We start from the raw sequence: 14322 nt of genomic DNA on the forward strand, positions 1-14322 counted from the left end.
CCCGATCCCCGCCGACGACCAGCGTGACGGCGCACGCCGGTCCCCGGACATCCCGGCGCGACACCCGGGACGCACCACCGGACGCACCACTGGAACCTCCACCGGACGCACCATCCCGTGCACCACCGAAGCACCACCGAAATACCACCCGGGAGCCGCCCGACCGAGGCAACAGCCCGTACCCCGGCCTTCTCCGGAGGACACCGTGCACAGACAACGGCCAGGAGCGCGCAACGCGCTCGCACTCCTCACCGGCGGCCTGCTCGCCGCGACGTCGTTCGCCCTCGGAGCGCCGCCGGTCGTGGCGGCCGACACCCCCGCCCCCACGGCGCCGGCGGAACAGTTCCAGCAGGTCACCCTCGCCAAGGGCGGCGAGGAGGTCGGCGAACCGATGTCGCTGGCCGTGATGCCCGACCGCAGCGTGCTGCACACCTCGCGCGGCGGCGAGGTGCGGCGCACCGACGCCGCGGGCAACACCGAGGTCATCGGCACCGTCCCGGTGTACTCCCACGACGAGGAGGGCCTCCAGGGCATCGCCCTCGACCCCGGCTTCGCACACAACCGTGCCCTCTTCCTGTACTACGCGCCCCCGCTCGACACCCCCGCCGGGGACGCGCCGGGCGACGGCACGGCCGCCGACTTCGCGAGGTTCGACGGGGTCAACCGTCTCTCGCGGTTCACGCTGAAACCGGACGGCACCCTCGACAACGCCAGCGAGAAGAAGGTCCTCGACGTCCCCGCGACGCGCGGGATCTGCTGCCACGTCGGCGGTGACATCGACTTCGACGCGCAGGGCAACCTGTACCTGTCGACGGGCGACGACTCCAACCCGTTCGCCTCCGACGGGTTCACCCCGATCGACGAGCGCCCGACGCGCAACCCCGCGTACGACGCCCGCCGCACCTCGGGGAACACCAACGACCTGCGTGGCAAGATCCTCCGCATCAAGGTCGCCGACGACGGCTCGTACACGGTGCCCGACGGCAACCTCTTCGCACCCGGCACGGCGAAGACGCGGCCCGAGATCTACGCGATGGGCTTCCGCAACCCGTTCCGCTTCAGCGTCGACAAGCAGACGGGCGTGCTGTACGTCGGTGACTACGGGCCGGACGCGGGAGCGGCGGACCCCGGGCGCGGACCGGCCGGGCAGGTCGAGTTCGCCCGCGTGGCCCGGCCGGGCAACTTCGGCTGGCCCTTCTGCACGGGCGACAACGAGCCGTACGTCGACTACGACTTCGCCACCGGGACGTCCGGCGCCCCCTTCGACTGCGCGGCGCCGAAGAACGACTCGCCGCACAACACCGGGCTGGTCGACCTCCCGCCGGCCGAGCCCGCGTGGATCCCCTACGACGGCGGGTCGCTGCCCGAGTTCGGCTCCGGGTCGGAGTCGCCGATGGGCGGGCCGGTGTACCGGTACGACGCCGCCAACCCGTCGCCGGTGAAGTTCCCGGAGGCGTACGACGGGGACTTCTTCGCCGGTGAGTTCGGCCGGCGCTGGATCAAGCGCATCGAGCACGACTCCGACGGCACCGTGCGGTCCATCAACCCGGTGCCCTGGACCGGCACACAGGTGATGGACATGGCGTTCGGCCCGGACGGCGCGCTGTACGTCCTCGACTACGGGACCGCCTGGTTCGGCGGCGACGAGAACGCCGGACTGTACCGGATCGAGAACGCCACCGGAGGCTTCTCGCCGGTCGCCGAGGCATCGGCGGACAAGACGTCCGGCAAGGCGCCGCTGCGGGTCGCCTTCTCCTCGGCGGGCACCACGGACGCCGACGGCGACGCCCTCACCCACAGCTGGGACTTCGGCGACGGCACAGGCACGTCGACGGCCGCGAACCCCACGTACACGTACCGGAAGAACGGCACCTACACCGCCACCGTCACCGCGCGCGACCCGTCGGGCCGCACCGGATCCGCCAGTGTGCGCGTCGTCGTCGGCAACACCGCCCCCAAGGTGACGCTCGCCCTGCCCGCCGAAGGCGCGCTGTTCACCTTCGGCGACGAGATCCCCTTCAAGGTGACCGTCACCGATCCCGAGGACGGCACCATCGACTGCTCCAAGGTCAAGGTCACGTACATCCTCGGCCACGACAGCCACGGGCACCCGGTGACCTCCGCCAACGGCTGCACCGGCACCATCAGGACATCGGCCGACGGCGGCCACGACCCGAACGCCAACATCTTCGGAGTCCTCGACGCCGAGTACACCGACGGCGGTGGCGGCGGCCAGGCGGCGCTGACCAGCCACGACCAGGCACAGCTCCAGCCCCGGCACCGCCAGGCCGAACACTTCTCGGCGCAGTCCGGCATCCGCACGTACGACAAGGCCACCGCGCACGGCGGCAAGACCGTCGGCGACATCGACAACGGGGACTGGATCTCCTTCACGCCCTACAACCTCACCGGGTCGAGGAAGCTCACCGCCCGGATCTCGTCGGGCGGCGCGGGCGGCTTCCTGGAGGTACGCGCCGGATCCGCCACCGGCAGGCTGCTCGGGTCGGCCCCGGTGCCGGTGACGGGCGGCTGGGAGACCTTCCAGGACGTCGACGTCCCGCTGAGGGCCGTACCGAAACGGACCACGGAACTGTTCCTGGTGTTCAAGGGCGGAACGGGCGCACTGTACGACGTCGACGACTTCACCCTGTCGAACACACCGGTGGACCGGACCGCCGAGCGGGTGCTGGTCTTCTCCAGGACCGCCGGCTACCGGCACGACTCCATCCCGGCCGGAATCGCGGCGCTGAAGGAGCTGGGGGCCTCCAGCGGCATCACGGTCGACGCGACGGAGACCGCGGCGCAGTTCACCACCAGCAACCTGGCCCGGTACGACGCGGTGGTCTTCCTCTCCACGACCGGTGACGTCCTCAACGCCGAACAGCAGAAGGCGTTCGAGAGCTACGTCAGCACGGGCGGCGGGTACGTCGGCGTCCACGCCGCCGCCGACACCGAGTACGACTGGGAGTTCTACGGCGGACTCGTCGGCGCCCGCTTCGCCTCCCACCCGCACGTCCAGTCCGCCACCGTCCGCGTCGAGGACCACCAGCACCCCGCCACCGCGCACCTCCCCGCCGCCGGCTGGGAACGCACCGACGAGTGGTACGACTTCCGCACCAACCCGCGCGGCCAGGCCCGCGTCCTCGCCACCCTCGACGAGACCACCTACGAGGGCGGCACCATGAAGGGCGACCACCCCATCGCCTGGTGCCAGAGCTACGAGGGCGGGCGCGCCTTCTACACCGGAGGCGGCCACACGGCCGCGTCCTACGCCGAGCCCGCCTTCCGGCAGCATCTGCTCGGCGGCCTCCGCTACGCCACCGGACAGGTGAAGGCGGACTGCGCACCGCGGACCGGCTACCGCTCCCTCTTCAACGGCCACACCCTGGAGGGCTGGAAGCAGGCCGGACCGGGGAGGTTCACCGTCGTGGACGGCGAGCTGCGCACCGAGGGCGGCATGGGGATGCTCTGGTACCAGCCGAAGGAACTCTCCTCGTACTCGCTGAAGCTGGACTGGAAGATGGCGGGCGACGACAACTCCGGTGTCTTCGTCGGGTTCCCGGCGTCCGACGACCCCTGGTCGGCCGTGCACAACGGCTACGAGATCCAGATCGACGCGACGGACACGGCCGATCGCACGACCGGGGCCGTCTACGGGTTCGCATCGGCGGACGCCAAGGCCCGCGACCGGGTCCTGCGGCCCCCCGGCCAGTGGAACAGCTACGAGATCAAGGTCAGGGGGGAGCGGCTCCAGGTCTTCCTCAACGGCGTGAAGATCAACGACTTCACCAACACCGCCCCGGCCCGCAGCCTGAAGGACGGCCACATCGGCATCCAGAACCACGGCGACGACGACCAGGTGTCCTTCCGCGACATCCAGCTCAAGGAACTGCCCTCGTAGGGCCGTTCCCGACAAGCCGGCGGCGGGCGGGGAGGCGCCGTACCCCCCGCCCGCCGTCTTCAGCGCACCACACCCAGGGAGGCTGGCCATGCTCGAAGAACGTCGTGTCGGAGACGTCGGTGTCTGGTTCGTCGGAGCGCGCGGCTCCGTCGCCACCACCGCCGTGGCGGGGTGCGCGGCCGTCGCCGCCGGACTGCACCCCCCGACGGGCATGGTCACCGAGACCCCGCCGTTCGTCGCGTCCGGCCTCCCCTCCCTCTCGTCGCTCGTCTTCGGCGGGCACGACACGGCGACCTGTCCGCTGCCCAAGCGGGCGGAGGAACTCACGGCGGCGGGAGTCCTCCCGCACGGCCTGGCCGACGCCGTGCGCGGTGAACTCACCGCCGCGGACGCCGAGATCCGCCCCGGCGGGCCGTCGGCCGGGGACACACGCGCCGACGACGACCTCATCACGTCCTTCACCTCCGACATCACCGACTTCACGCGCCGCCACCACCTCACCCGGACAGTCGTGATCAATGTGGCCTCCACGGAACCCGCGCCGGCCCCCGACGACCCGCGGCCCGCGGCCAGCTCCCTCTACGCGGCCGCCGCACTGCGCGCCGGCTGCCCGTACGTCAACTTCACTCCCTCCACCGGGTCGCGCACCGCGGCCCTCACCGACGCCTTCGCCGCCCGAGGGCTTCCCCACGCGGGCCGCGACGGCAAAACGGGCCAGACGCTGCTCCGTTCCGTGCTCGCCCCGATGTTCGTGCAGCGCGCCCTGTCCGTACGGGCGTGGTCCGGTACCAATCTGCTGGGCGGCGGGGACGGGGCGGCACTGGCCGACCCGGCAGCGGCGGCCGCGAAGAACGCCGGCAAGGAGCGGGTCCTCACCGACACACTCGGCCACGCCCCGCAGGGCGCGGTCCACATCGACGACGTCCCGGCCCTCGGCGACTGGAAGACCGCCTGGGACCACATCGCCTTCGACGGGTTCCTCGGCTCGCGGATGGTTCTGCAGACCATCTGGCAGGGTTGCGACTCGGCCCTCGCCGCCCCCCTGGTCCTGGACCTCGCCCGCCTGGTCGCCCGGGCCCACGAGGCCGGTCTCTCCGGGCCCCTCCCGGCACTCGGCTTCTACTTCAAGGACCCCGACGGCGGACCGGCTGCCCTCTCCGACCAGTACGCCGCGCTCCTCTCCTTCGCCGCCCGGCTCCGGGACGCCCGATGACACGGCCCGGCGGACGGCCGCGCCGGGCACGCCGACGGGCCTGGGCGGAACTCCTCCGTGTCACCGCCCTGTTCTCCGTACCGGGCGACGCCCTCGCGGGGGCGTCGGCCATGGGCATGCGCCCCAACCGGGGCACCGCGCTGGCCATCGGCTCCTCCCTCTGCCTGTACGAGGCCGGCATGGCGCTCAACGACTGGGCCGACCGCGACGAGGACGCCGTCGACCGCCCCGAGCGCCCCATCCCGTCGGGCCGGGTCACACCGCCCGCCGCCCTGACCGCGTCGGCCGCCCTGACGGCCACGGGCCTGGCACTCGCCGCCCGCGCCGGCCGCGGCCCGCTGACGGTGGCGACCGCGCTGGCCGCGACGGTATGGGCCTACGACCTCCGCCTGAAGCACACCCGCGCCGCTCCCGCCGCCATGGCCACGGCCCGCGCCCTGGACCTCCTCCTCGGCGCGACGGCCACGGCCACCGCCCCCGGCGCCCCCGCGCGACCCGCGACCGCCTCCGGCCCGTCCGCCGTGGCCGCCCGTCACGGGACGCACCGGCGCTGGCCGGCCGCCGGCCGGCGAGAGCCCGGGCGCCGTGTCCCGGCGGCAGCCGCCCTGCCGTCCGCCGCCCTGCTCGGCGCACACACCTACGCGGTCACCGCCGTCTCCCGCCACGAGGTCCATGGCGGTTCGACGGCCGCCCCGCTCGGGGCGCTCGGGGCCACCGCCCTGCTCGGCGCCGTGGCGTCCCGCGCCCCGGCCGGAACCGGTGGCGGCCACAACCTCACGGCGACCCTCACCGCGGCGGCCTACCTGCGCACCGCCGCCGTACCCCTGCTGCACGCGGCGCTCAACCCGTCACCACCCCTCACCCGACGCGCCGTCGGCGGAGGCATCCGCGCCATGATCCCCCTCCAGGCCGCGCTCGCCGCCCGGGGCGGAGCCAGGTGCACCGGCCTCACCCTCATGGGCCTCGCCCCCCTCGCCCGGGCCCTCGCCCGGAAGGTGAGCCCCACATGAGCGAGCCCCCCACCACCGAGCCCTCCGCCCGCACCACCGAGCCCCCCGCCCCCACCACCGCGCCCTCCATCACCGCACCCCCCACGACCGAGCCCCCCACCACCGCCCTCCGCTTCGGTTACGGCACCAACGGCCTCACCGACCTCCGGCTGGAGGACGCCCTCGTCCTCCTTGCCGACCTCGGGTACGACGGCGTAGGCCTGACCCTCGACCACATGCACCTCGACCCCCTGGCCCCGGACCTGGCCACCCGTACCTCCCGGGTCGCCCGCCGCCTCGGCGACCTCGGCCTGGGCGTGACCGTCGAGACCGGCGCCCGCTACGTCCTCGACCCGCGCCGCAAGCACGGCCCCTCCCTCCTCGACCCCGACCCCGACGGCCGGGCCGCCCGTGTCCGGCTCCTGCTCCGCGCCGTTCAGGTCGCCGCGGACCTCGGCGCGCACGCCGTGCACTGCTTCAGCGGCATCACCCCCCACGACGTCCCGTCCACCGACACGGCCACCGCCTGGGAGCGGCTCGCGGGATCGCTCGCACCCGTCCTGGACGCGGCGGCCACCGCCCGCGTCCCGCTCGCCGTCGAACCCGAACCCGGCCACCTCCTCGCCACCCTCGCCGACTTCCACCACCTCCGCCGCCTCCTCGGCGACCCCGGCCCCGACATCCTCGGCCTCACCCTCGACATAGGCCACTGCCAGTGCCTGGAGCCGGCCACACCGGCCGACTGCGTCCGCGACGCCGCTCCCTGGCTCCGTCACGTCCAGATCGAGGACATGCGACGCGGCGTCCACGAGCACCTGCCCTTCGGCGAGGGGGAGATCGACTTCCCGCCCGTCCTGGAGGCCCTCGCCGCCGCCGGCTACCAGGGCCTGACGGTCGTCGAACTGCCCCGCCACTCCCACGCGGGCCCCGAGCTCGCCCGCGCGTCCATCGACTTCCTCCGCCAGGGGACCGGCATGAGGGGAGCAACGGCACCGTGACCACGACCCGCGACGAACTGGCCGGCCGACTCGGCGCCGCCGCCCGCACCTGGCTGGACGAGGCCCTCACCGAGGCGGCGCACGCCGCCGACACGCCGTCCGACCCGACGGGCCCCTATCTGTCGGCCTCCTGGGAACTGCGGTTCGCCTCCGCCGGCCGCCACTGCGGCCCGGAGCACGCCGACTCCGTACGCATCCTCCTCCTCCACCAGGCCCGCGCCGGCACGGACACCCTCACCCGCCTCTACCAGCACGGCACCGCCGCCGAGCGCCGCGCCGTCCTGCTCGCCCTCCTCTCCCTCGTACCGGGCCCCGAAGCCCTGCCCCTGGTCGCGGACGCCCTGCGCACCAACGACACCCGGCTGGTCGCCGCCGCCGTCGGCCCCTACGCCGCCACCCACCTCGACCAGCACTCCTGGCGCCACGCCGTCCTCAAGTGCCTGTTCACCGGTGTCCCCGTCGAGGCCGTCGCCGACCTGCCCCGGCGCGCACGGGGTGACACCGCGCTGGCACGGATGCTCGCCGACTACGCCGACGAACGCTCCGCCGCCGGCCGCCCCCTCCCCGCCGACCTCCCCCGCGTCCTCACCCTGACCGTCCCCCCGGAGGAGTCCTGATGCGCATCTTCGACCCGCACATCCACATGACCTCCCGTACCACGGACGACTACGAGGCGATGTACGACGCCGGGATCCGCGCCCTCGTCGAACCCTCCTTCTGGCTCGGCCAGCCCCGCACCTCGCCCGCCAGCTTCTTCGACTACTTCGACGCGCTGCTCGGCTGGGAACCCTTCCGCGCCGCCCAGTACGGCATCGCCCACCACTGCACGCTGGCCCTCAACCCCAAAGAGGCCAACGACCCCCGCTGCACCCCCGTCCTCGACGCGCTGCCCCGCTATCTCGTCAAGGACTCCGTGGTCGCCGTCGGCGAGATCGGCTACGACTCCATGACCCCCGCCGAGGACACCGCCCTGGCCGCCCAGCTCCAGCTCGCCGCCGACCATGGCCTGCCCGCCCTCGTCCACACCCCGCACCGCGACAAGCTCGCCGGGCTGCGCCGCACCGTCGATGTCATCCGCGAGTCCCACCTCCCCCCGGAGCGAGTCCTGCTCGACCACCTGAACGAGACCACCGTGAAGGAGGCCTGCGACAGCGGCGCCTGGCTCGGTTTCTCCATCTACCCCGACACCAAGATGGACGAGGACCGCATGGTCGCCATTCTCAGGTCGCACGGCACCGAGCGGGTCCTGGTGAACTCGGCCGCCGACTGGGGAAAGAGCGACCCGCTCAAGACCCGCAAGGTCGGCGACGCCATGCTCGCCGCCGGCTTCTCCGACGACGACGTCGACCGGGTCCTGTGGCGCAACCCCGTCGCCTTCTACGGCCTCAGCGGGCGGCTCCACCTCGATCTTCCCTCCCCGGGCGCGCTCCACGAGGGGAACTCCATCCTCCGCGGCGGGGAATGAGAGGGGCCGGGGATGCGCTTCCGTCATCCGGACGGCTCCACCGTCCACCTCGCCTACTGCACCAACGTCCATCCCGCCGAGACTCTCGACGGAGTCCTCGCCCAACTGCGCGATCACTGCGAGCCGGTCCGCAGGCGCCTCGGCCGCGACCGCCTCGGCATCGGCCTCTGGCTCGCCAAGGCCGCCGCGCAGGCCCTGACCAATGACCCGGCCGCCCTGCGCGGACTGCGCGCCGAGCTCGACCGCCGCGGCCTGGAGGTCGTCACCCTCAACGGGTTCCCCTACGAAGGCTTCGGTGCCGACGAGGTCAAGTACCGCGTCTACCAGCCGGACTGGACCCGTCCCGAGCGCCTGGCCCACACCACCGACCTGGCCCGCCTCCTCGCCGCGCTCCTGCCCGACGACGTGACCGAGGGCTCGATCTCCACCCTCCCGCTCGCCTGGCGCACCTCCTTCGACACCGCCGCCGCCGCTCGGTCCCGCGCCGCCCTGACCACGCTCGCCGAGCGCCTGGACGCCCTCGAAGAGCTGACCGGCACATCCATCCGCATCGCCCTCGAACCCGAACCCGGCTGCACCATCGAGACCACCGCCGACGCGATCGGCTCGCTCACCGACGTCTCCAGCCCCCGCATCGGCATCTGCGTCGACACCTGCCACCTCGCCACCTCCTTCGAAGACCCGCGCACCGCCGTCGACGCCCTGGTGGCCGCCCACGTCCCCATCCCCAAGGCCCAGCTCTCCGCCGCCCTCCACGCCGAACACCCCCACCTCCCCGAAGTCCGCGCGGCCCTCGCCGCCTTCGCCGAACCGCGTTTCCTGCACCAGACCCGCACGAGCACCGCCGCCGGCCTGCGCGGCACGGACGACCTCACCGAGGCCCTCGACGGCGAGACGCTCCCCGACGGCACCCCGTGGCGGGCCCATTTCCACATGCCCCTGCACAGCCCGCCCGCCGCGCCCCTCACCTCCACCCTCCCCGTGCTCCGCGACGCCCTGAACCGGCTCGTCGGCGGCCCGGCCCCGCACACCCGCCACCTCGAAGTCGAGACGTACACCTGGCAGGCCCTCCCACCCGGCCTGCGGCCCCGCACCAGGAGCCGGCTCGCCGACGGCATCGCCGCCGAACTCGCCCTCGCCCGCGACCTCCTGACCGACCTCGGCCTCAAGGAACTCCCATGAACCGGCCCACCCCCCTCCTGGTCCTGGACGTCGTCGGTCTCACCCCCCGGCTCCTCGATCACATGCCCCACCTCCACAGACTCGTCCGGTCCGGCTCCCACGCCCCCCTCGGCACGGTCCTGCCCGCCGTCACCTGCGCCGCCCAGTCCACCTTCCTCACCGGCACCCTCCCCGCCGAACACGGCATCGTCGGCAACGGCTGGTACTTCCGCGAACTCGGTGACGTCCTGCTGTGGCGCCAGCACAACGGGCTCGTCTCCGGCGACAAACTCTGGGACGCCGCCCGCCGAGCCCACCCCGGCTACACCGTCGCCAACATCTGCTGGTGGTACGCCATGGGCGCTGACACCGACATCACCGTCACCCCCCGTCCCGTCTACTACGCCGACGGCCGCAAGGAACCCGACTGCTACACCCGGCCCCCGGCCCTGCACGACGAACTCACCGACCGGCTCGGCACCTTCCCCCTCTTCCACTTCTGGGGCCCCGGCGCCGACATCGTCTCCAGCCGGTGGATCATCGACGCCACCCGCCACATCATCCGCACCCGCGCTCCCGACCTCGCCCTGAGCTACCTCCCGCACCTCGACTACGACCTCCAGCGCTACGGTCCCGACGACCCGCGCTCCCACCGGGCCGCCACCGAACTCGACACCGCCATGGCCCCCCTCCTCCACGACGCCGAGGCCGAGGGCCGCACCGTCGTCGCGCTCTCCGAGTACGGCATCACCCGCGTGAACCGGCACGTCGACATCAACCGCGCCCTGCGCCGCGCCGGACTCCTCGAGGTGCACACCCAGGACGGCATGGAGTACCTGGACCCCATGGCCTCCCGGGCTTTCGCCGTCGCCGACCACCAGATCGCCCACGTCTACGTACGGCACCCCGAGGTTCCCGAGAACATGGCCGCCGCCCGCGCCGCCCTCGACGGCGTACCCGGAATCGAGGCGCTCCTCGACGACGAGGGCAAGAAGGCCCATGGACTCGACCACCCCCGGTCGGGCGAGCTCGTCGCCCTCGCCGAACCGGACGCCTGGTTCACGTACTACTACTGGCTCGACGACGCACGCGCGCCCGACTTCGCCCAGCTCGTCGAGATCCACCGCAAACCCGGATACGACCCCGTCGAGCTGTTCATGGACCCCCTCGACCCCTATGTGCGCGTCAAGGCGGCCACGGCGCTCGCCCGCAAGAAACTGGGCATGCGCTACCGCATGGCGGTCGTGCCCCTCGACCCCTCACCTATTCGCGGCAGCCACGGCCGCCTCCCCGCGAGCGACGACGAAGGTCCGCTCATCGTGTGCTCCACCCCCCACGCACTGCCGGGCCGCGTCGCGGCCACCGACGTGAAGTCCCTGCTGCTCCAACTCGCCGGACTCCACTGACCTGACCTCAGTGAAGCAGACGCCACCGACAACGAGGAGTTATCCACATGCCGCGCACCACCAGCACCACCGATGCCGAGCTCGCGCACAAGCTCAGCAGACGGAACATGCTCGGCGTCGCCGCCGGTGCCACCGCCGCCGCCCTGCTCGGCGGCGCGACCACCGCGTCGGCCACCGGAACCGGGGCGGGCAGCGGCCGGGGACGACCCGTTCTGCCCCCCGGGCGCCTCGGCATCCAGCTGTACTCCCTGCGTGACAAGGTCTCCACTCTCGGCTTCGCCAAGGTCTTCGAGGAACTGCGCCGCTTCGGCTACGACGAGGTGGAGTACGCCGGGTACTCCCAGGGCTCCGCCGGCCCCCTCACCCTTGCCCAGCTCAAGCGCCTCACCCGCGACAACGGCCTGCGCGCCATCGGCAGTCACGTCGGCTACCACTCCTCCGACCCCAAGGCCTACACCTTCGCCCAGAACCTCACCCAGGTCCTCGACGACGCCCAGGCCCTCGGCCTCGCGCACATCGGCACCGCCTCCGGTCCCTGGCGCTACGGTGCCACCGTGGACGGCTGGAAGCGCTGCGCCGAGGAGTTCAATTACTACGGCGCCGAGGCGAAGAAGCGCGGCATGAAGTTCTACCAGCACAACCACGCCGAGGAGTTCTCCTTCGCCACCGACCGGCCCGACGTCCGGCTCTACGACGTCCTCCTCGCCGAAACCGACCCCGACCTCGTCTACCTGGAGATGGACGTCTACTGGGCGTACGCCGGCCAGTTCCGGTTCAGCAGGCGCGCCGACGGCACGCCAGCGCCCTTCGACCCCCTCGCCTACGTACTGAAGCAGCCCGACCGCTACCCGCTCTTCCACGTCAAGGACGGCGAGCGTGACGACTCCGCCCGCGACGGTTACCGGATGGTGGACGTCGGCGACGGAGACATCGACTACCGGCGCTTCATCTCGGCGGTCAGCCGCACCCACGGCGGCCGGCGCGACCACCACTGGCAGGCCGAGCACGACAACCCGGTCGAGTCCCTCGCCTTCGCGCGCAAGGCGAGTGCCCACCTCCACTCACTGCGCGAGAGGGACTGCTGAGGCGGGGCCTGTCAGGGACCCCCACCCACCGCCCCGGGGGCTGCTGTCCGAGGCACCCAGGGGCGGCCTCCAGCAGCGGTGACAGCATGCGGCCGCCCGCGCCTCCGGCACGGAGCTCACATTCGCACACCCCTTCTACGCAGAGTGCGGCGGCGGAGACGCTGCGTATGAGTTGCCGAGCCTCTCGCGGACACCCCGCCCGGCCGCCTGACCACGGGATATACGGGTGAAGGGCACCTCGAACCCCTGGTAGAGTTGTCCATGTCGCCGCGGGGAGCGCCTCGCGGAGCGACAGACACCTTGTCCGGGTGGCGGAATGGCAGACGCGCTAGCTTGAGGTGCTAGTGCCCTTTATCGGGCGTGGGGGTTCAAGTCCCCCCTCGGACACCAGAAGTACCAGGAGAAACCCCAGCCCAGCTGGGGTTTTTCTGCTTTCCGGAGCCGAAACCGAAACCGGAGCCGGGATCGGAATCAGAGCCGGGCTCGGAGCCGCACGGCTTCCCCACGGTGCCCTGCCCGCCACCGCTCACTGCCGCCTGTGCTGTGGGACACGACACAGGTACGCCGTGGCAACCTTTCCGATCACCGCGGCCACTGAGGGGCGGAGGTCCCGACAACCGGGGTCACCCGATCGATCTCGTAAGGATTCATCTGTGGCATCCCCCACTCACCGCCGGTCACACCGCCGCCGCCGTACGGCGCTGATCTGCTCCGCCGCCGTGGGGGCCGCCGGGCTCAGCGCGGTGCCGTTCGTCATGAACGCCAACGCCGCTCCCAACCTGTCGCGCCAGACGTTGCCCGCCAACGACGGCTGGGCGGCCCAGGGCTCGGGTACGGCCGGCGGGTCCAAGGCCGCCGACGCGCAGGTGTACACCGTCTCCAACCGTGCCGAACTGGCCAAGGCGCTCGGCTCCGGTCCCTCCACCACTCCTCGGATCATCCGGGTCAAGGGCACGATCGACGCCAACGGCGGGAGCCGTTGCGCCGATTACGCGGCCGGCACGGGCTACTCGCTGAGCGCCTACCTCAAGGCGTACGACCCCTCGGTATGGGGCCGGTCGAAGACGCCGTCGGGCAAGCAGGAGAACGCCCGGCAGGCCGCCCGGGCGAAGCAGGCGAAGAACATCGTCTTCCGCGTCCCGTCGAACACCACCCTCGTCGGCGTGCCCGGTACCGGCGCCGGGATCAAGGGCGGGAGCGTGATGGTGCAGGGCGCGGACAACGTCATCATCCGCAACCTCACCTTCAGCGCCACCGAGGACTGCTTCCCGCAGTGGGACCCGACCGACGGGTCCAAGGGCGAGTGGAACTCCGCCTACGACTCGGTCACCCTGCGCGGCGCCACGCACGTGTGGGCCGACCACAACACGTTCACCGACGCCCCGACGTACGACAGCGCGAGCAAGACGTACTTCGGGCGCAAGTACCAGGTCCATGACGGGGCCCTGGACATCACGAACGGCTCGGACCTGGTGACCGTCGAGCGGAACCTGTTCACCAGCCACGACAAGACGATGCTGATCGGGAGCAGCGACTCCGACAGCAAGGGCAAGCTCCGCGTGACCATCCACCACAACGTGTGGAAAGGCATCGCCCAGCGCGCGCCGCTCGCCCGCCTCGGACAGATCCACATCTACAACAACCACTACGACACCACGAAGCTCAACGGCTACACGCACCAGTACAGCGTCAACGCCCGGGCCAAGGCTCAGATCGTCGCCGAACACAACGCCTGGACGCTGTCCGCCGACCGCAGGCCGGCGCAGCTGCTCAGCGGTGACGGTACGGGCGCGGTGGCGGGCGGGGGCAACACCGTCAACGGTGCCGTGACGGACCTCGTGGCCGCCCACAACGCCGCGCACTCGAAGAAGCTCTCCACGGCGGTCAACTGGACCCCGGTCCTCACCGCCGGACTCCAGACCTCCGCCAGGAACCTGCCGGCGGAACTGGCCGCCACCACGGGCGCCGGGGTCCTCACCGACTCGGGCGCGGCCGCCACCCCCAAGGGCTGACCCGGGCGACGAGCCGCTCCCAAGGGCTGGCCCGAACGACGAGCCACCCCCAGGGGCCGTCCCCGGCGGCGAGCCGTCCTCCAGGGCCGGTC

General features: G+C 72.4%; 10 protein-coding genes and 1 tRNA gene. All 11 read left to right on the plus strand.

Features of this window, described 5'->3' with window-relative positions; genetic code table 11:
* Positions 1-205 precede the first annotated feature (205 nt).
* The 11 genes from ABD347_RS25125 (at position 206) to ABD347_RS25175 (ending at position 14230) form a co-directional block, all read left to right on the plus strand.
* The gene (locus ABD347_RS25125) at positions 206-3901 is read left to right on the plus strand and encodes a ThuA domain-containing protein (RefSeq protein WP_344365336.1); all 3696 of its coding nucleotides are present in this window, start codon (positions 206-208) and stop codon (positions 3899-3901) included.
* 88 nt (positions 3902-3989) lie between these two features.
* Complete coding sequence (locus tag ABD347_RS25130) at positions 3990-5114, plus strand: inositol-3-phosphate synthase (RefSeq protein ID WP_344365338.1); 1125 nt, start codon at positions 3990-3992, stop codon at positions 5112-5114.
* Positions 5111-6124, plus strand: coding sequence for an SCO3242 family prenyltransferase (locus ABD347_RS25135; protein WP_344365341.1), 1014 nt, complete (start codon positions 5111-5113; stop codon positions 6122-6124). The genes ABD347_RS25130 and ABD347_RS25135 overlap by 4 nt, the downstream gene beginning before the upstream one ends.
* A complete protein-coding gene (locus tag ABD347_RS25140; RefSeq protein ID WP_344365342.1) occupies positions 6121-7101 on the plus strand; it encodes a sugar phosphate isomerase/epimerase family protein in 981 nt (326 codons plus the stop codon). Before ABD347_RS25135 ends, ABD347_RS25140 begins: the two co-directional genes overlap by 4 nt.
* Positions 7098-7718 carry an EboA domain-containing protein gene (locus ABD347_RS25145; RefSeq protein ID WP_344365344.1) on the plus strand — a complete coding sequence of 207 codons (621 nt, stop codon included), beginning with the start codon at positions 7098-7100 and terminating at the stop codon, positions 7716-7718. The genes ABD347_RS25140 and ABD347_RS25145 overlap by 4 nt, the downstream gene beginning before the upstream one ends.
* Positions 7718-8566, plus strand: coding sequence for a TatD family hydrolase (locus ABD347_RS25150; RefSeq protein WP_344365346.1), 849 nt, complete (start codon positions 7718-7720; stop codon positions 8564-8566). The genes ABD347_RS25145 and ABD347_RS25150 overlap by 1 nt, the downstream gene beginning before the upstream one ends.
* A 12-nt stretch (positions 8567-8578) precedes the next feature.
* On the plus strand, positions 8579-9748 hold the full coding sequence (gene eboE, locus ABD347_RS25155; RefSeq protein ID WP_344365347.1) for a metabolite traffic protein EboE: 1170 nt from the start codon (positions 8579-8581) through the stop codon (positions 9746-9748).
* Positions 9745-11133 carry an alkaline phosphatase family protein gene (locus ABD347_RS25160; RefSeq protein ID WP_344365349.1) on the plus strand — a complete coding sequence of 463 codons (1389 nt, stop codon included), beginning with the start codon at positions 9745-9747 and terminating at the stop codon, positions 11131-11133. The genes eboE and ABD347_RS25160 overlap by 4 nt, the downstream gene beginning before the upstream one ends.
* Positions 11134-11180: 47 nt before the next feature.
* Positions 11181-12218: a sugar phosphate isomerase/epimerase family protein gene (locus ABD347_RS25165; RefSeq protein ID WP_344365350.1), complete on the plus strand. Its 1038-nt coding sequence runs from the start codon at positions 11181-11183 to the stop codon at positions 12216-12218.
* Positions 12219-12520: 302 nt separating this feature from the next.
* Positions 12521-12608 (plus strand) — tRNA-Leu (locus ABD347_RS25170).
* Between the two features lie 263 nt (positions 12609-12871).
* A complete protein-coding gene (locus tag ABD347_RS25175) occupies positions 12872-14230 on the plus strand; it encodes a pectate lyase family protein (protein WP_344365352.1) in 1359 nt (452 codons plus the stop codon).
* Positions 14231-14322 lie beyond the last annotated feature (92 nt).

It is taken from the genome of Streptomyces gobitricini, assembly GCF_039532985.1.
In the GTDB taxonomy this organism is placed as follows: Bacteria; Actinomycetota; Actinomycetes; order Streptomycetales; family Streptomycetaceae; genus Streptomyces; species Streptomyces gobitricini.